16 protein-coding genes and 1 pseudogene are annotated in these 16,893 nt (G+C 62.0%); 8 read left to right on the top strand and 9 right to left on the bottom strand.

Annotated elements, in window-relative coordinates; genetic code table 11:
* Positions 1-24 precede the first annotated feature (24 nt).
* Genes HX811_RS24040 through HX811_RS24025 form a run of 4 tightly spaced genes read right to left on the bottom strand, consistent with a single transcriptional unit; the run spans position 25 to position 2,309 of the window.
* On the bottom strand, positions 25-582 hold the full coding sequence (locus tag HX811_RS24040; protein WP_003212927.1) for a DUF4136 domain-containing protein: 558 nt from the start codon (positions 580-582) through the stop codon (positions 25-27).
* A gap of 45 nt (positions 583-627) precedes the next feature.
* Positions 628-1,233, bottom strand: a complete 606-nt coding sequence (locus HX811_RS24035) for a DUF4136 domain-containing protein (protein WP_008439011.1) — start codon at positions 1,231-1,233, stop codon at positions 628-630.
* 24 nt (positions 1,234-1,257) lie between these two features.
* Positions 1,258-2,007 (bottom strand): methyltransferase, encoded by a 750-nt coding sequence (locus tag HX811_RS24030; protein ID WP_177047647.1) that lies wholly within the window; start codon positions 2,005-2,007, stop codon positions 1,258-1,260.
* Complete coding sequence (locus tag HX811_RS24025) at positions 2,004-2,309, bottom strand: MazG-like family protein (protein WP_087693104.1); 306 nt, start codon at positions 2,307-2,309, stop codon at positions 2,004-2,006. Before HX811_RS24025 ends, HX811_RS24030 begins: the two co-directional genes overlap by 4 nt.
* Positions 2,310-2,471: 162 nt before the next feature.
* On the opposite strand from HX811_RS24025, the gene HX811_RS24020 reads away from it, so the two are divergent.
* From HX811_RS24020 to HX811_RS24010, 3 genes are all read left to right on the top strand, one after another.
* Positions 2,472-2,762: a hypothetical protein gene (locus HX811_RS24020; protein ID WP_003212934.1), complete on the top strand. Its 291-nt coding sequence runs from the start codon at positions 2,472-2,474 to the stop codon at positions 2,760-2,762.
* Between the two features lie 294 nt (positions 2,763-3,056).
* The gene (locus HX811_RS24015) at positions 3,057-3,359 is read left to right on the top strand and encodes a DUF6124 family protein (protein ID WP_023659366.1); all 303 of its coding nucleotides are present in this window, start codon (positions 3,057-3,059) and stop codon (positions 3,357-3,359) included.
* A gap of 164 nt (positions 3,360-3,523) precedes the next feature.
* Positions 3,524-4,870 carry an MATE family efflux transporter gene (locus HX811_RS24010; protein WP_003217292.1) on the top strand — a complete coding sequence of 449 codons (1,347 nt, stop codon included), beginning with the start codon at positions 3,524-3,526 and terminating at the stop codon, positions 4,868-4,870.
* Here HX811_RS24010 and HX811_RS24005 read toward each other — a convergent pair.
* The 5 genes from HX811_RS24005 to HX811_RS23985 form a co-directional block, all read right to left on the bottom strand.
* On the bottom strand, positions 4,854-5,717 hold the full coding sequence (locus HX811_RS24005) for an alpha/beta hydrolase (RefSeq protein WP_177047645.1): 864 nt from the start codon (positions 5,715-5,717) through the stop codon (positions 4,854-4,856). The genes HX811_RS24010 and HX811_RS24005 overlap by 17 nt on opposite strands.
* Before the next feature lie 181 nt (positions 5,718-5,898).
* Positions 5,899-7,812, bottom strand: coding sequence for an arginine decarboxylase (gene speA / locus HX811_RS24000; protein WP_003217295.1), 1,914 nt, complete (start codon positions 7,810-7,812; stop codon positions 5,899-5,901).
* Positions 7,813-8,024: 212 nt separating this feature from the next.
* Positions 8,025-8,396 (bottom strand): translation initiation factor Sui1, encoded by a 372-nt coding sequence (locus HX811_RS23995; protein WP_003217297.1) that lies wholly within the window; start codon positions 8,394-8,396, stop codon positions 8,025-8,027.
* 173 nt (positions 8,397-8,569) lie between these two features.
* The gene (locus HX811_RS23990) at positions 8,570-9,106 is read right to left on the bottom strand and encodes an NUDIX hydrolase (protein ID WP_008439015.1); all 537 of its coding nucleotides are present in this window, start codon (positions 9,104-9,106) and stop codon (positions 8,570-8,572) included.
* 2 nt (positions 9,107-9,108) lie between these two features.
* Positions 9,109-10,176: a DUF2333 family protein gene (locus HX811_RS23985; protein ID WP_003217301.1), complete on the bottom strand. Its 1,068-nt coding sequence runs from the start codon at positions 10,174-10,176 to the stop codon at positions 9,109-9,111.
* A gap of 274 nt (positions 10,177-10,450) precedes the next feature.
* Between HX811_RS23985 and HX811_RS23980 the strand changes: the two genes are divergently transcribed.
* From HX811_RS23980 to accC, 5 genes and pseudogenes are all read left to right on the top strand, one after another.
* On the top strand, positions 10,451-12,121 hold the full coding sequence (locus HX811_RS23980; protein ID WP_177047643.1) for a PleD family two-component system response regulator: 1,671 nt from the start codon (positions 10,451-10,453) through the stop codon (positions 12,119-12,121).
* Between the two features lie 1,519 nt (positions 12,122-13,640).
* Positions 13,641-14,135 (top strand): annotated as a pseudogene (locus HX811_RS32305) (methyl-accepting chemotaxis protein); the annotation flags it as partial.
* Between the two features lie 239 nt (positions 14,136-14,374).
* Entirely contained in the window at positions 14,375-14,830 is a 456-nt protein-coding gene (gene aroQ / locus HX811_RS23970; protein ID WP_003217307.1) for a type II 3-dehydroquinate dehydratase, read from the top strand.
* 25 nt (positions 14,831-14,855) lie between these two features.
* The gene (gene accB / locus HX811_RS23965) at positions 14,856-15,317 is read left to right on the top strand and encodes an acetyl-CoA carboxylase biotin carboxyl carrier protein (protein WP_003217309.1); all 462 of its coding nucleotides are present in this window, start codon (positions 14,856-14,858) and stop codon (positions 15,315-15,317) included.
* 17 nt (positions 15,318-15,334) lie between these two features.
* The gene (gene accC, locus HX811_RS23960; protein ID WP_003217312.1) at positions 15,335-16,696 is read left to right on the top strand and encodes an acetyl-CoA carboxylase biotin carboxylase subunit; all 1,362 of its coding nucleotides are present in this window, start codon (positions 15,335-15,337) and stop codon (positions 16,694-16,696) included.
* The last annotated feature ends 197 nt before the right edge of the window (positions 16,697-16,893 follow it).

The following is a 16,893-nucleotide window of genomic DNA, read 5'->3' as shown; positions in this document are numbered from 1 at the left end:
ACTGGCGGAGGGCTGATCAGGCGATCAATGCGGCGGGTAGTTGGAAAGCACCTTGGTCACCGTGGCACGAATAGCGGCACTGCGGTCTTGGGGTTCAGGCGAGCTGGCGAGGATCTGCTCATCGCTGCCACGCCACACCAGCTTGCCGTCCTTGCCGTCGAGCAAGTCAATCTGGATGGTCGCGACCTTGTAGGTGATGTTGCGGGTTTCGTTATACATCGGCGCGCCCCAGTAACCATTCCACGGGCCGCCCCAGGCGCCGCCGTAATTGGTGGTGACTTGTTGCTGGCGGTCTTCGACGATCAGGTAGGTCTGTACATTCAGGTCAGCCTTGGTGCCCGGCGCGGCAGGACGCAGGCCACGCTGGTCGAGCTGCTCGCCCACGGCCTGGCGAATGCGCTGTTCGGTGAGGTCACTCTTGATCCGCGGGTCATCCGGGCGGTATTGCAGCGCGGGTTCTTTCCAGCTCCAGCTGCGGTAGGCGCCAAAGTCCCGGCTGGCGTCGAAATCATGGTTGACCTGACTGGTCTGGCAACCGCCCAGCAACACAACAACAGCAAGTGCAGCAATACGACGAAGCATGGTTTTTCTCCAAAAGACAATCCGGGCCTGAGATGAGAATAGCTGCTAACTGGGTGGGTAGGCAGTCATTGCCTTTTGCATCGCCTCACGCAGCGAGTCGGCGCGCTCGCTGAGGCTGCCCTGGCTCGTGGTTTCGGCGCTGGTGCTCCATACCGGTTGGCGGGTGCGCGCGTCGAACAGGCTGATGCGCGCCACGGCCACCGTCACTTCATAAGTGCGTACCACCGGCACCGTGTTGTACATGCCGTAGCCGTTGCCGTAGCGGTTATAGCCGCCGTAACCGTAGCCATAGTCGTCCTGGACCTGGCGCAGGCGTTTTTCCAGGCGCACGTCGGCGCTTACCAGCAGGTCGGGGGCGCGGTTGTCATGCAAGGGGCGCAGGCCGCGCTGGTCGAGGGCGCCGCTGACCGCCTCGGCAATCTGCGCCGAATCCGCCCAGGCCGAGCCTGCCGGCAGCTGGTTGTTGAGCCAGGCCCAACTGCGGTACGCGCCGTAGTCGCGCACCGGCGCCGGGTAGGCGCTGGCATCAAAGGTGTTGGCCGCCTGGGCAGGCGCCGGCGGCATCGGGGCAGACGCCGCCACATACGGGTTGGGGCTTTGGCAACCCGCCAGGCCCAGGCCCAGCAGGATCAGTCCAAGACAGCGCTTCATTTCGACCTCCGCAGACTGGGCCGCTTAAACCGGACGGCAGATCCAGTGCAAATAACGCCCAAGTCCGGCAAAGCTTGGGTGACGACGGTGTGCGAGCTCCATCTCCAACAAATCCAGCAACTCGGCGCGGGCCTGGAATTCCACCGGCATATAGTCGTGGAACACCCGCACGCCACTTTGGGTTTCGACCTGCCACAGGCCCTCTAGTTGCGTCGCCAACTCCCGTGGGTCCAGGGGTTTTTGCGGCGTAAGGCTCTGCTTTTCGCCGGCCATGTCGTTCTTGCGCATTTTGCGGAAGTGGCCTTTGAGCAGGTTGCGGTAAATCAGTGCATCGCGGTTGTAAAAAGCCAGCGACAGCCAGCCACCGGGCGCGGTCAACTGGTGCAGCACCGGCAGAATCGCGTGGGGTTCGGCCAGCCATTCCAGCACGGCGTGGCACAGCACCAGGTCGTAGGGCTCGGTGAGCTGGCCCAGCAGGTCCTGCCAGGGTGCCTGAATGAAGGTGGCGGTCTGCCCGGCTTCGGCGAAACGCTGGCGGGCGCCCTCAAGCATCGGCTCGGCGGGTTCGGCCAGGGTTACATCGTGGCCGCGCTCGGCCAGCCACAGCGACATATGGCCCAGCCCCGCGCCGATATCCAGTACCCGCAACGGGCGGTCCGGCAGCGCTTCAATCAGGTCGGCCTGCAGCACCGCCAGGCGAATCGCGCCCTTGGCACCGCCGTAGATCTTCTCGGCAAAGCGGGTGGCCAACTGGTCGAAATGACGGTCGCTCATTTGGCAAACCGCCGTTCGCTGTCGGCCAGCTTGGCCTTTACCACCTGATCCATGTCCAACCCCAATTCACTGCACAACAGCAGCAGGTACAGCACGATGTCACCGACTTCCTGGCCGGCATGGGCGAGTTTATCGGCGGGCAACTGGCGCGACTGGTCTTCGCTCAACCACTGGAATATCTCCACCAGCTCGGCCATTTCAACGCTGGCGGCCATGGCCAGGTTCTTGGGGCTGTGGAACTGCTTCCAGTCGTTGGTATCGCGGATGCGGTGCAGGCGTTCGGTGAGGTGGTCGAGGTTCATGGGGGGCTCCTGAAGGTGTATAGCTTCGGGCGCAAGCCGCGCGAAGGCAAGTGAATCCCTGCGGCCCGTAAACCTCTATGCTAGAAGGGAACTAGCTTGGGCCAATAACGAACAAAGGCTCAGGTTCGGCAGCTACGCCCACCGTCTTATCAGGACACACACATGCAAACAGACTTTTTCGGATGGCTGGGTCTCAAGATCGGCCAGATCATCCACTTTATCGTCGAGTTGTTCAGCGGGCTGTTCAATACCCTGTCCCACGCGGGCGGCGACTTTGTCGACGGGCTGTCCAGATCCTTGGGGATGGACACCTCGATCATCAGCATCCTCATGCTGATTATCGGCTTGATGCTGTTGTACTCGGCGGTGCGCGCGTTTATGCGGGCTTCGATCATCATGGGGATTATCTGGTTGATGCTCGGGCTCTGGGTGCTCAGTTGGGTGGTGCATTAATAAAGGGCCAGCAGGGTAAATCCCTTTAATTTGAGGGACGTTTCCGAGACAATCTTTCGGCCTTGTGCCTGTTGGGATGGGTGGCTAGTCTTCGGCCCTTCACTGCATATCAGTGATCGGGTTTAGTCGCCCGGAATTAGTGAGCGCAAGTTGTCGCCATGCTTCATGGCGGCTGTGCGCAGGGCACCTTCGGGTGCGCCGGGTTCCACTAGCCGGTCGACTAACCTGCGTACAGCCGCCACCCTCGTTTAGTCGCGCGGGTGTCAGCTCCTTACCTTCTAGTGGAGTTACACCATGCATAAGCTCGTCCCCGATCCACCCAGCGACCTCCTCAACGACCGCGCCGCCTTCAATCGCGCCCTTGAACACTACCTGCCATCCCAAGGCTTCCACACCATCAACGAAGACCTGAGCTTCGAAGATTCCCTGCTCTACACCGCCAGCTTGCTGAGCAGCGCCTCGGCGACTGCGCTTGATTGCGGCGAACTGCTGGAAAGCCCACAGCGCGCGAAGATCCTGGCGGTTTGGCACTTGCTGGAAATTGCCAAGACCACCGTCGACCGCTCCATCGAATGCCTGCATCCGCGCAAAACCTGACACTACGCGGTCAAAAATGTGGGAGCGGGCTTGCTCGCGAAAGCGGTGGATCAGCCAATACATCCGGCGACTGACACACCGCTTTCGCGAGCAAGCCCGCTCCCACATTGGCCCTGCGGCGCAGCTAATGGACAGTTACACTACCGCTCCCCAAAGGAGCCCGCATGACTTCCCTGCTAACCGACTGGCGCGACCGCCCCACCCACCGCCGCGTGTGGGCCCTCGCCGCGCCGATGATTTTGTCGAACATCTCCGTACCACTGGTGGCGCTGGTGGACAGCATGGTCATCGGCCACCTGCCCCACGCCCACCAACTCGGCGCCGTGGCCGTTGGCGCCAGCCTGTACACCTTCCTCGCCTGGGCCATGGGTTTCCTGCGCATGGGCTCCACCGGCTTTGCCGCCCAGGCCGCCGGGCGCGGTGACGGGGCCGCGCTGCGGCAGATTCTGTTGCAGGGGCTGTTGCTGGCGCTGGGCCTGGCCATAGTGCTCGGCAGCATCGGCATTCCGTTAAGCGGCCTGGTGCTGGACTGGATGCAGCCCTCGCCCGAACTTAACCAACTGACCCGCGAATTCTTCCACACCCGGCTCTTCGGCCTGCCCGCAGCGCTGGCCAGCTACGCGCTGGTCGGCTGGTTCCTCGGCACCCAGAACGCCCGCGCACCGCTGGCGATTCTGCTCACTACCAACCTCGTCAACATCGCGCTCAACCTGTGGTTCGTGCTGGGTCTGGATTGGGGTGTGGTCGGCTCGGCCCGCGCCTCGGTGATCGCCGAATGGACCGGCGCCCTCCTCGGCCTGGCCCTCACCCAAAAAGCCCTGCGCGCCTACCCCGGCCATATCGCCTGGGCGGCACTCAAGCTGTGGCAAAGCTGGCGCCCGCTGCTGGCGGTGAACCGCGATATCTTCATCCGCAGCCTGGCCCTGCAATCGGTGTTTTTCATGATCACCGTGCAAGGCGCTCGCTTGGGGGATGCCACGGTGGCGGCGAATGCGCTGCTGCTCAATGGTCTGTTGCTGACGGCCCACGCCCTGGACGGACTGGCCCACGCCGTGGAAGCGTTGTGCGGCCACGCCATCGGCGCCCACGACCGCCAGGCCTTGCGCCGCTCGCTGGTGGTGGCCTGTGGTTGGTCGTTGCTGGCGAGTATCGGCTTCGCGATCCTGTTCGCCGTGTTCGGCCACCTGTTTATCGCCATGCAAACCGATATCCCGAGCGTGCGCGAAACCGCCGACATCTACCTGCCCTACCTCGCCGTACTGCCGTTGATCGCCGTGTGGAGCTACCTGCTGGACGGCCTGTTCATCGGCGCCACCCGCGCCCGGGAAATGCGCAACGGCATGCTGCTGACGGTGGTGATTGTGCTGCCCTTCGCCTGGGCCTTGCAGGGCTTGGGCAATCACGGCTTGTGGATAACCTTCCTGCTGTTCATGGCCCTGCGCAGCCTGACGCTGTGGGCAATTGCCTGGCGCCTGAACAAACAGGACCGCTGGCTCACTGGCCCGGCGTGAACGTGATAAACGCCGTGACCCGGTCCAACACGGGCGCCAGCCAGCGCAGCGGCCGGGACATCGACGCTACCAATGTGGCGTGGCTGGTCTTGGTGAAGTAGAACTCCTCCACCGGCACACCCGCCGCTCGCAGCTTTTTCGCCAACCCGCCGGTGTTGCGCTTGGGGTTGACCAGATTGTCGTCCACCGAAGCAATCAACAGGCTGGGGGGTGCGCTTTGGCTCACGTGGTTGATGGGTTGGGAATCGGGCGGCGAGTCCGGGTAGAAGAACACCGGGCGCACATCACGGTTTTCAATCGGCAGGAAATCATACGGCCCGGCGAGGCCGATCCAGCCCTTGAAGACTGACGGCGACAGGCCGACCCCGGCCAGCCACTGCGGGTCCAGTGCCAGCATTGCGGCGTTGTAGGCACCGGAACTGTGGCCCATCACATACAGCTTGCGGGGATCGCCGCCGTACTCGGCACTGTGCTGATGCGCCCAGGCGACCGCTTGGGCGCCGTCCTGCAAAAACAGTGGGTAACGCACTTGCGGGTAAAGCCGGTAGTCGGCGATCACCACCACGATGCCGCGCGAGGCCAACGCTTCGCCGACAAACCCGTAGTCATCCTTGGAACCGCTGTTCCAGCTGCCGCCATAGAAAAACACCACGACGGGCGCGTCGGGCAAGGCGGTGACGGGGCGGTAGATATCGAGTTTCTGGCGGGGGTCATCGCCGTAGGCGAGGGAGGAGGTTTTGGTGAAGGTGCTGGTGGGGGTGAGTGCGTTGAGCACTTTGATCGGGGAGCAGGCTGCGAGCAGTGTCGCGATGGCCAGGGTGAACACTTGCAGGAGTTTTTTCGACATTATTCAGGCCCTATAAAAACTGCAGGACTTGCGGCGATCCAAATGTGGGAGCGGGCTTGCTCGCGAAGGCGGTGTATCAGTCTGCACAGGTATTGACTGACACACCGCCTTCGCGAGCAAGCCCGCTCCCACACTGGATCTCTGTCACATTGAGATCTTTGTCAGCCTGGAAGCGGTGTGCTTACGAGGACAGGTACGACGAACGCGTCAAACCAAGACGCAACGCATCCAGGAACTGAGTCCGCTCCGCCGCCGTGATCTTCGCGCTGGCGCACTTGTCACGGTAGTGAGTCATCAACTCCTCCGGCGACAAGTGCACGTAGCGCAGCATGTCTTCGATGGTGTCGTGGGTCTCGATCCCGGCGCTGTACACCGAACCGTCGTCACGCTGGTAGATGTTCACCGAGTCGGTGTCACCGAACAGGTTGTGCATGTCGCCGAGAATTTCCTGGTAGGCACCCACCAGGAAGATCCCCAGCAGGTAGTCCTCGCCTTCTTTCACAGCGTGCACCGGCAAGCTGGTCTCGATGCTTTGCTCATCCACGTACTGCTTGATCTTGCCGTCGGAGTCGCAGGTCAGGTCCTGCAGCACCGCACGGCGCAACGGCTCTTCGTCGAGGCGATGCAGCGGCAGGATCGGCAGCACCTGGCCGATGGCCCAGGTGTCCGGCAGGCTCTGGAAGACCGAGAAGTTGCAGATGTATTTGTCGGCCAGCTTGTCGTTGAGTTCGTCCAGCACCTGGCGGTGGGAACGCTGGCGGGCTTTCAGCGAGTCGTGCAGGCGGCGGCAGACGGCGAAGTAGCACTGCTCGGCCAGGGCTTTCTCGGCCAGGGTGATCTTGCCGTCGGCGTACTGGGTTGCCACGTCGCTCATGTAGTGAGTGGCGCGCCAGTAGGTTTCGGTGACCATTTCAATGTCGGTCGGGCCCAGCAGGTCCACCAGCCATTGCACGGTTTCCGGCAGGCTTTCCTTGTTCTCGATCAGCGGCACGTCGTCGTTGTGCTTCTCGACGTCGGTAACTTGCACCACCAGCATGGCGTGGTGGGCGGTCAGGGAACGGCCGCTCTCGGAGAAGATGTTCGGGTGCGGCAGGCTCTGCGCGTCGCAGAATTCCTTGAGCATGCCCACGACCACGCCGGCGTAGTCGTCCATGTCGTAGTTGATCGAGCTGGCGTTACGCGAGTGGGTACCGTCGTAGTCCACGCCCAGGCCGCCGCCCACGTCGATGTGGTCTACCGGCAGGCCGAGGTTGCGCAGTTCGCCGTAGTAACGAATGGCTTCCTTGAACCCGTGCTGGTAGTCGGCCAGGTTGGCGATCTGCGAACCCATGTGGAAGTGCAGCAGGCGGATGCCCTGGTCCAGGCCCGCCGCGCGGAAGCGCTCGACCACCGACAACAATTGCGCCGCCGACAGACCGAATTTGGATTTCTCGCCGCCGGTGTCCGCCCACTTGCTCGACGCCAGGGACGACAGGCGCACCCGCAGGCCCACCTGAGGCTTGACCTTGAGGTTGGCAGCTTCTTCGATCACCAGGCCGACTTCGGATTCTTTCTCGATCACGATGAACACGTTGTGGCCCAGCTTCTGGCCCATCAGCGCGAGGCGGATGAACTCACGGTCCTTGTAACCGTTGCAGACGATGGTGCCGCCTTTCGGCGCCAGGGCCAGCACGGCCAGCAGCTCGGGCTTGGAGCCGGCTTCCAGGCCAATGGACACGTCCTGGGTGGCGATGATGTTCTCGATCACCGCTTCCTGCTGGTTCACCTTGATCGGGTACAGCGCGGTGTATTTGCTCTGGTATTCCAGGCGCTCGATATTGGAGTCGAACGCGCCGGTCAGCTGGCGCACGCGGTCTTGCAGGATGTCGGGGAAGCGCACCAGCAACGGCAGGGACAGGCCGCTTTTGCGCAGCTCGTCGACTTGCTCGTACAGGTCCACAGGCGTGCTGTTCGGGCCGTTCGGACGGACTTCAACGCGACCGGCATCATTGATCGCGAAATACCCGGCCCCCCAATGGCGAATCCCGTAAACACTGCGGCTGTCCGCAACTGTCCATTGGCTGCCATCGTCTTTGCGTGTGCGTCGTACGGACATCGAAGTCCCCTATAAATGAAGTCGAAGTGCACCGGCCTGATCAGAGGCTGGCGCAGTCTAAAGAATGAAAATGACGATTTGCCTGTGAGAGGGGTAGACCCCACTTGCAGGACAGAGTTTAGACACCGGTCAGGAACAGGCTCTGTGAAAACCATGGAGACGACAGTTCGCGTTCAGCCAGCGGGCTATCGGGGTGGTTTTCACAGAGGCTGCTAGCCGCCGGATTTCTTCGCCTTGTAACCCAGCTTGATCAGCTCGGCCAACAGCAACTCGACGTGGTCGCCCTGGATCTCGATCACGCCGTCTTTCAGGGCGCCACCGGTGCCACAGCGCTTTTTCAGCGTGGTGGCCAGTTCCTTCAAGGCTTCTTCGGCCAGGGGCACGCCAGTGATGGTGGTCACTGTCTTGCCGCCACGGCCCTTGCTCTCGCGACGAACGCGGGCAATACCATCGCCTTCGGGAATCAGGGTTGTTTTGCAGGTACAAGCGTCCACGGGCTGGCGACAGTCCGGGCAGTGTCGACCTGCGTCGGTGGAAAATACCAGGCCACCAAGGGCGGCGAAGGATGCGGCTTTTTTGGCCACCGGCAATCCTCTTGGGAGGACAAAGACTGATCGATGGGGTCATCGACCGCGAAGCCCCACTCAGGCAGGGGCAGCGCTACTGAACCGCGAGAGCGGTTCAGCCTGAAAAGTCGCGCAGTGTAACGGCAAAAACGCCCCTTGCTAAGAGCCAAATGGCGCCAATTTATGCAACTTTAGCGACGCAGGGCCAAATAACGACGCAACCCTTCCTGGGCATCCGGGCAATAGGGTTTTTGCTCGGCCTCCTGAAGCACCGTCGCCAGGGGCAGAAAGCGCGCTTCCATGACTTCTTCCGGCTGGATTCGCAGCGGCCCGTCCCACACGGCCGAGAACGAGGTGCACCAGAGCCGGCTGTCGCCGTCTTCGAAGTAGAAGTGATCGTGGGCGGTCAGTTCGACGCCGCTGACGCCCAACTCTTCTTCCAGCTCACGGGCCGCCGACTCGGCATAGGACTCGTGGGCCGCCACCATTCCGCCCGCCGCCGTGTCCCAGAAACCCGGGTACATGGCTTTGCTCAGGGTGCGCCGGTGCACACACAACTCACCGGCCGAGTTGAACAGGAAAATAAAGGTGCAGCGCCCGATCAGCCCGCGCCGGCGCAGATCGGAACGTACGAGGCTGCCGAGCAGGTTGTCCTGCTCGTCGACCCAGGCAATCAGTTCGGCGTCGGAGGCGGCGCGGTGCGCTGCCTCCCTGGTGGAAGCGTCCATCATCAACCCTGGTTCAGGAGCTGACGCAGGTCGATCACTGCAGCGTTGGCCCGGGAAATATAGTTGGCCATGACCAGCGAATGGTTGGCCAGGATGCCAAAGCCACTGCCGTTGAGAATCATCGGGCTCCATACCGGCTCTTGCGAAGCTTCCAGCTCACGAATGATCTGGCGCACGCTGACGGTGGCGTTCTTCTTGGCCAGCACATCGGCGAAGTCGACTTCAATGGCGCGCAGCAGGTGCGACAGGGCCCAGGCCTGGCCGCGGGCTTCGTAGAACACGTTGTCGATCTGCATCCATGGGGTTTCCACCACTTCTTCGTCGACCTGCGGCACTTCACCCGGCGCCAGCGCTTCGGTTTTCAGCGCGGTGTTGAGCTTGACCCGGCCCACACTGGCCGACAGCCGTTGCGACAGCGAGCCCAGGCGGGTCGCCACATCACCCAGCCAATTGTTGAGGTTGTCGGCACGTGCATAGAACAGCGCGCCTTTTTGATTCGGGTCGGACAAGCGCGCTTCGTAGCGGCTCAGGGAATTGATGCCTTCCTGGTATTCCGACTCGCTGGACGGCAGCACCCAGCTCTTGTTGTCGAAGTTGAAGCGCGGCTCGGCCTTGGCCAGGTCTGCGTCTTCCGCCGACTGCGACTGGGAGCGGGCGAAGTCCTTGCGCAGGGCACGGGTCAGGTCACGCACCTGCACCAGTACGCCGTATTCCCAGCTCGGCATGTTGTCCATCCACAGGCCCGGCGGGAAACGGTCGTTGGAAATGTAGCCACCCGGCTTGTTCAGCAGGGTGCCCACCACCGTCTTGAGGGTTTCGACGGTGGTAAAGCCCACCACCATCTGCTTGCCATCCTTCTCGGCGGCAATTTGCGCATTCTGCTGGACCGGGAACAACGCAGGCTCTTCGCTCCAGTACCAACCCAGGGCACCGGTGACCAACAGGTACAACGCAACCAGCGAGAGCAACGCACGGCTCATCAGCAGGTTACGGAAATAGCTGCGGGGGGCCGACTTGGTTTCAGGGGCCGGGCCCTTTGCACTGCCTGCGCGGTTTTTCCAGTCCAGCATGGCGATATCCTTTCAATCACTTGAGTTCAATAGCTACGACCACAACCCTGCCCCATCGTGCCGAGCAGTGCGGCGCTTTTAGCCAGGGTGGCGCGAGTACGCGGTTCGACTATAAAGGATGCACGCTGTTTACGCCCGCGCGACTGCATGGTCGATAAATGAATCTCTGCGACCTTGCAGTTAATTGACGTATGACACTCGTGCAACAGAAAAGAGGTGCTAGCATAGAGCCATCAGTTCGACCTCAGCATGCAGCCTAACTAGTAGTCAGGATATGACCGAGCCAGAAGACCCCAGCCGTGAGCGTCTCAAGCACCATTTTGCCCAGCGGGTAATTCATCAGGCACGTCAAATTCTTGAGATCTGGCAGCGCCTGCAACGCAGCGAATGGTCGACCACTGACTTGTCCGAGCTCAGTGAGGCCAACCTGCGCCTGCTGCGTTTTGCCGAGCGCTTCGAGCAGCCGGAACACGGCCAGTTGGCGCACCAGATCGGCGCATCACTCAAGGCGGTGGACGACAACCGCGGCCGCCTGAGCAGCCACCTGATCACCGAACTCAACCGTTTGATGCAGCGCCTGTCGCGCACCGGGCTGCGCCAGGGCGACCAGCTGGAACAAACCCTGCTGCCGCCGATGCGCAAGCCGATCTACGTGATGCTGGCCGATCACGACCGCGCCGACCGCCTGGCCAAGCAGCTGGAATTTTTCGGCTTGAGCGCCCAGTCCCTCGACAGCGTGGCGGCGTTTCGCTCATCCATGGCCGAGCGCTTGCCGGCGGCCATTGTGATGGATGTGGATTTCTGCGGCGCCGGTCTCGGCCTGAAGCTCGCCGCCGAAGCCCAGGAAGGCCTGGAGCAAAAGCTGCCACTGCTGTTTTTCAGCCTGCACGAAACCGACACCCCAACCCGCCTGGCCGCCGTGCGCGCCGGCGGCCAGGAGTTCCTCACCGGCACCCTGGAGGCGTCGAGCCTGCTGGAAAAAATCGAGGTGCTGACCTGCGTCGCCCAGTACGAACCTTATAAAGTGCTGATCATCGACGACTCGCGGGCCCAGGCGATGCACACCGAGCGCCTGCTCAACAGTGCCGGTATCGTTACCCGCACCCTGATCGAACCGATCCAGGCCATGGCCGAGCTGGCGGACTTCCAGCCCGACCTGATCATCCTCGACATGTATATGCCGGCCTGCACCGGTACCGAGCTGGCCAAGGTGATCCGTCACAATGACCGCTACGTCAGCGTGCCGATCATCTACCTCTCGGCCGAAGACGACCTGGACAAGCAACTGGACGCCATGAGCGAAGGCGGCGACGACTTCCTCACCAAGCCGATCAAGCCCCGGCACCTGATCACCACCGTACGCAACCGCGCCGCGCGGGCACGCAACCTCAAGGCGCGGATGGTGCGCGACAGCCTCACCGGGCTGTACAACCACACCCACATCCTGCAACTGCTCGAAGACTGCAGCTTCCGCGCGCGACGCGAGAGCAAGCCACTGAGCTTTGCGATGCTCGACATCGACCACTTCAAGCGGGTCAACGACAGCCACGGCCACCCCATGGGCGACCGGGTGATCAAGAGCCTCGCGCTGTTTCTCAAGCAGCGCCTGCGCAAGACCGACTATATAGGCCGTTACGGCGGCGAAGAATTTGCCATCGTGATGCCCGACACCGACCTCGACAGGGCTTGCCAAGTACTTGACGAGATTCGCGGGCGCTTTGCCGAGATTCACTATCCCGCCCAGCCCCAGGATTTGTGGTGCACCTTCAGTGCCGGCGTGGTGGAGCTGTGTGATGGCTCCGACAGCCTGATGATGGCGGCCCAGGCCGACGAGGCGCTGTACCGCGCCAAGGATGCCGGGCGTAACCGGGTGATGTCGGCGCGTGTATCAAAGCAAAGTGCCACCTTTTCACCGGAATCCACCGAATCCGTCATAACTCTGTAATGGAAACGCAATAACTTCAGGCACTTACTTCTGCTGTCGGTTGAAACCACGCATGCGCCTGAAGCTGCTGACGAATCTGAACACCCTCCTTCTGGTCGCCGTTTGCCTGGCCCTGGGCGCTACGCTCTGGTGGTCGCAACGTGCCCTGGAACGGCCTTACCTGCTGATGGAGCGCTACCTTGGCCTGTCGCAGACGTTCCAGAACCAGGCCGCGCGCAATATCGACGATTACCTCGCCAGCGGCGACGCCCTGCGCCTGAGCGGCGCCAGCCAGAGCCTGGAAAACCTGTTACAGCAGCTGGATGAGTTACCCGCAGAGCTGGCGCAAAACCTGCGTCCCAGCCTTGCCGACCTGGACACCTTCGGCAAGACCGACCTGCTGGCCGCCGGTAAGCTGGCCGGCGACCCGCAAGCCCTGTTGCTGCAAGCCGAACGCGAACTCGGTGCCAACCTGGAGCAACTGAACCAGTACGCCAGCGGCGTCAGTACGCCCGAGGCGGCGCGCTATCTGCCGCCGTTGCTCGCTGCGTCCCAGCACCTGGCGAAACTCTCCCTGGCCCGGGACAAGCTGGTGAGCAGCGGGCGCAGCGAACTGGCCGACGATGTGGAGCGCGAAGTCAGTAATATCCGCAGCCAGGCTGACGTGCTGGGGCAGCTGCCATTACTGGGGGTGACCGCCAGCAGCGAGTCCAGTACCGACGATTTCTCGGCCATGATGGGCCTGGAAAACACTGAAAAAACCGTGGCCCAGGACACCGGCGTCGACCTCAAGCGCGAACTCAACAGCCTGCTGACCCGCTACCCCGCCGAGCTGAAACGCACCCGCGAACAAATCCAGCAACGCACCGAACTGGCCACCGCCACCCACCTGAAAATCAACGCCGTGCAGCAAGCCATCGCCGGGCTGGAGCCTGTGGTGCGCGCCCAGCACGCGCAGATCCAGGGCGAAGTGCGCCTGATGCAAGGCGTGATGATCGGCCTGATTCTGCTGATCGCCCTCTTGATCGACACCTTGCAGCGGCGCCTGGCGCGGGTGCTGACCAACCTGGCGCCCGCTTTGTCCACCTGGGCCGAAGGTGACTTCAGCCAACACATTGCCCTGGGCAAGACCAACCGCGAACTGCACGATATCGAAGAGTCCCTGAACCGCCTGCGCGCCTACCTGGTGGACCTGGTGGGCACCATCAGAGGCAACGCCGAGCAAGTGGCCGGCAGCAGCAGCGCGCTGGCGGAGTTGAGCAGCGGCATGCACGACGGGGCCGAGCGCCAGGCCGGTGATACCGCGCAGATTCGCGATTCCCTGGGCGAACTGGAAGCGACTATCCAGCAGGTTGCCGGCGACGCCAGCCAGGCTGCCGAGGCCAGCCGCAGCGCGGGCCAGGCCGTCGAGCAGGGCCAACGGGTGATCGGCCTGAGCCTGACCGGGTTGCACGCATTGGTCGGCGAAGTGCAGATAAATGCGCAGATGATCGAGAAACTCGCCGAAGAGTCCGCGACCATCGGCGGCGTACTCACGGTGATTCGCTCGATTGCCGACCAGACCAACCTGCTGGCGCTGAACGCCGCCATCGAAGCCGCCCGGGCCGGTGAAGCCGGGCGCGGGTTCGCCGTGGTGGCCGATGAGGTGCGCTCCCTGGCCCAGCGCACCGCTGGCGCCACCGCCGAAATCCAGCACCTGATCGCCGGCCTGCAAACCGCCGCCCGGCAATCGGTGGAAGGCATGCGTGCCCAGGTCGAACACGCCGAGGCCACTGCCGAACAAGCCCAGGCGGCTGACGGCGCGCTGGATGAAATCGTCGGGGCGATCCAGACCATTTCCGACACCGCCGTGCGGATCGCCGATGTGACGGCCCAGCAAAGTGGCGCCGTGAGTGAAATCCGCGATAACAGCGAGCGGATTCACCAGCTGGGCGAGGACAACTTGCTGCGAATTGGCCAGGGACGCCGCCAGGGCGAGCACTTGCTGGTACTTGGCGGGCAACTCAATACCGCCGTGCAGGCATTCCGCGTCTGACCAAATGTGGGAGCTGGCTTGCCTGCGATGGCGGTGAATCAGTCAAAAAACCTGCCACTGACACGCCGCCATCGCAGGCAAGCCAGCTCCCACACTGACCGGATTCAGCCTTGCGGTCACATATTTTGCGCAATCCTCGCTAATCGTGCTGCCTACTGCATAGAACTGGACAGTCACAAAGCCTTTGCGGCATAGTCGCCGGGTTCTACCGTGCCCACATCAATAACAAGGAACAGCCGATGGCGACCTTACTGGTTCTTCACGGACCCAACCTGAACCTGCTCGGCACCCGCGAACCGGGCGTCTACGGGGCAGTGACCCTCGAACAGATCAACCTCGATCTGGAACGACGGGCACGTGATGCCGGCCACCATCTGCTCTACCTGCAAAGCAATGCCGAGTACGAACTGATTGATCGCATCCATGCCGCGCGCAGCGAAGGCGTGGACTTTATCCTGATCAATCCCGCCGCTTTTACGCACACAAGCGTTGCATTACGTGACGCGCTGCTGGCGGTGAGCATCCCATTCATCGAAGTGCATTTATCGAACGTGCACAAACGCGAACCTTTCCGCCATCACTCTTACTTCTCCGACGTTGCGGTAGGAGTGATCTGCGGCCTTGGCGCCAGCGGTTACCGACTGGCCCTGGAGGCCGCCCTGGAACAGCTTGAAGACACGGCCAAGCGCCCCTGACCGACCCTTTGGGAGTTGATGATTCATGGATATCCGTAAAGTTAAGAAACTGATCGAACTGCTGGAAGAATCCGGTATCGACGAGCTGGAGATCAAGGAAGGCGAGGAATCCGTACGGATCAGCCGTCACAGCAAGACCCCGGCCCAACAGTTCTACGCACCACAGATGCAAGCGCCGGCTCCGGCCGCTGCACCCGTGGCGGCTGCTCCGGTCGCGGCTGCTGCCGAAGCCCCTGCGGCTCCAAAACTGAACGGTTTCGTGGTCAAGTCGCCAATGGTCGGTACCTTCTACCGCACCCCGGCACCGACCTCGCCAGCCTTCGTTGAAGTCGGCGCAACCGTGAAAGTGGGCGACACCATCTGCATCGTTGAAGCGATGAAGATGATGAACCACATCACGGCTGAAAAAGCCGGCGTCATCGAATCCATCCTGGTAGAAAACGGTCAGCCGGTTGAGTACGACCAGCCGCTGTTCACCATCGTTTGAACCGCGGAGCGCCTTCGATGTTGAAACCTGCGAAGAAACTGCAAAAAGTCCTGATCGCCAACCGCGGCGAGATCGCGCTGCGTATCCTGCGCGCCTGTAAGGAAGAGGGCATCAAGACCGTCGCTGTTTACTCGACGGCCGATACCGAATTGATGCACGTGAAACTGGCGGACGAAAGCATCTGCATCGGCCCGCCACTGGCCACGAACTCGTACCTGAAAGTCTCGAACATCATCGCCGCCGCTGAAGTGACCGGCGCTGATGGCATCCACCCCGGCTACGGCTTCCTCGCGGAAAACGCCGATTTCGCCGAACAGGTGGAGAAATCCGGGTTTGCCTTCATCGGCCCGAAAGCCGAAACCATTCGCCTGATGGGCGACAAGGTATCGGCCAAGGACGCCATGATCGCGGCCGGCGTACCTACCGTTCCAGGTTCCGACGGCCCGCTGCCTGAAGACGAGGCAACCGCCCTGCGCATTGGTCGCGAAGTCGGTTACCCGGTGATCATCAAGGCCGCCGGTGGCGGTGGTGGTCGCGGCATGCGCGTGGTGCACAAGGAAGAAGAACTGATCGAAGCCGCCAAGCAGACTCGCTCGGAAGCTGCCGCCTGGTTCGGCAACCCGATGGTCTACCTGGAAAAGTACCTGACCAACCCACGTCACGTGGAAGTGCAGGTACTGTCCGACGGCCAGGGCCACGCCATCCACCTGGGCGACCGCGATTGCTCGCTGCAACGTCGTCACCAGAAGGTGCTGGAAGAAGCGCCGGCACCGGGCCTGGACGAAACAGCTCGCCAGGAAGTACTGGCTCGCTGCGTCAAGGCGTGCATCGACATCAACTACCGTGGCGCGGGCACTTTCGAGTTCCTGTACGAGAACGGCCGTTTCTACTTCATCGAGATGAACACTCGTGTGCAGGTAGAGCATCCGGTTTCGGAGATGGTCACCGGTATCGACATCGTCAAGGAGATGCTGAGCATCGCCGCTGGCAACAAGCTGTCGTTTACCCAGGATGATGTGAAGATCCACGGCCACTCCCTGGAGTGCCGGATCAACGCCGAAGACCCGAAAACCTTTATCCCAAGCCCTGGCCTGGTCAAGCATTTCCACGCGCCCGGCGGCAACGGCGTACGTGTGGATTCGCACCTGTACAGCGGCTACAAGGTTCCGTCCAACTACGACTCGCTGATCGGCAAGCTGATCACCTGGGGCGCCACCCGCGATGAGGCCATGGCCCGTATGCGCAACGCCCTGGACGAAATCGTGGTAGACGGCATCAAGACCAACATCCCGCTGCATCGGGACCTGGTTCGCGATGAAGGCTTCTGCGAAGGTGGTGTGAACATTCACTACCTGGAACACAAGCTGGCTAATCAGTAAGCGAAGTGCTCCACCCAACAAAACCGCCTTCGGGCGGTTTTGTTGTTTCTGGGATACAAAAAACACCACAAAACCCTGTGGGAGCTGGCTTGCCTGCGATGGCGGTGGATCAGTGAGGTAATGCTCCGCTGACACTCCGCTATCGCAGGCAAGCCAGCTCCCACATTTAGCCTGCGTTCAGTCAGTGGTGTCGTCTT

This window comes from Pseudomonas sp. F8002, assembly GCF_013385495.1.
Lineage (GTDB): Bacteria > Pseudomonadota > Gammaproteobacteria > Pseudomonadales > Pseudomonadaceae > Aquipseudomonas.
This window is presented reverse-complemented; position numbering and strand designations above follow the sequence as displayed.

Bases quoted from the DNA above. Each gene is read 5' to 3' on its own strand.
- HX811_RS24040 (WP_003212927.1), bottom strand. From the start codon at position 582: ATGCTTCGTCGTATTGCTGCACTTGCTGTTGTTGTGTTGCTGGGCGGT.
- HX811_RS24035 (WP_008439011.1), bottom strand. From the start codon at position 1,233: ATGAAGCGCTGTCTTGGACTGATCCTGCTGGGCCTGGGCCTGGCGGGT.
- HX811_RS24030 (WP_177047647.1), bottom strand. From the start codon at position 2,007: ATGAGCGACCGTCATTTCGACCAGTTGGCCACCCGCTTTGCCGAGAAG.
- HX811_RS24025 (WP_087693104.1), bottom strand. From the start codon at position 2,309: ATGAACCTCGACCACCTCACCGAACGCCTGCACCGCATCCGCGATACC.
- HX811_RS24020 (WP_003212934.1), top strand. From the start codon at position 2,472: ATGCAAACAGACTTTTTCGGATGGCTGGGTCTCAAGATCGGCCAGATC.
- HX811_RS24015 (WP_023659366.1), top strand. From the start codon at position 3,057: ATGCATAAGCTCGTCCCCGATCCACCCAGCGACCTCCTCAACGACCGC.
- HX811_RS24010 (WP_003217292.1), top strand. From the start codon at position 3,524: ATGACTTCCCTGCTAACCGACTGGCGCGACCGCCCCACCCACCGCCGC.
- HX811_RS24005 (WP_177047645.1), bottom strand. From the start codon at position 5,717: ATGTCGAAAAAACTCCTGCAAGTGTTCACCCTGGCCATCGCGACACTG.
- speA (WP_003217295.1), bottom strand. From the start codon at position 7,812: ATGTCCGTACGACGCACACGCAAAGACGATGGCAGCCAATGGACAGTT.
- HX811_RS23990 (WP_008439015.1), bottom strand. From the start codon at position 9,106: ATGGACGCTTCCACCAGGGAGGCAGCGCACCGCGCCGCCTCCGACGCC.
- HX811_RS23985 (WP_003217301.1), bottom strand. From the start codon at position 10,176: ATGCTGGACTGGAAAAACCGCGCAGGCAGTGCAAAGGGCCCGGCCCCT.
- HX811_RS23980 (WP_177047643.1), top strand. From the start codon at position 10,451: ATGACCGAGCCAGAAGACCCCAGCCGTGAGCGTCTCAAGCACCATTTT.
- aroQ (WP_003217307.1), top strand. From the start codon at position 14,375: ATGGCGACCTTACTGGTTCTTCACGGACCCAACCTGAACCTGCTCGGC.
- accB (WP_003217309.1), top strand. From the start codon at position 14,856: ATGGATATCCGTAAAGTTAAGAAACTGATCGAACTGCTGGAAGAATCC.
- accC (WP_003217312.1), top strand. From the start codon at position 15,335: ATGTTGAAACCTGCGAAGAAACTGCAAAAAGTCCTGATCGCCAACCGC.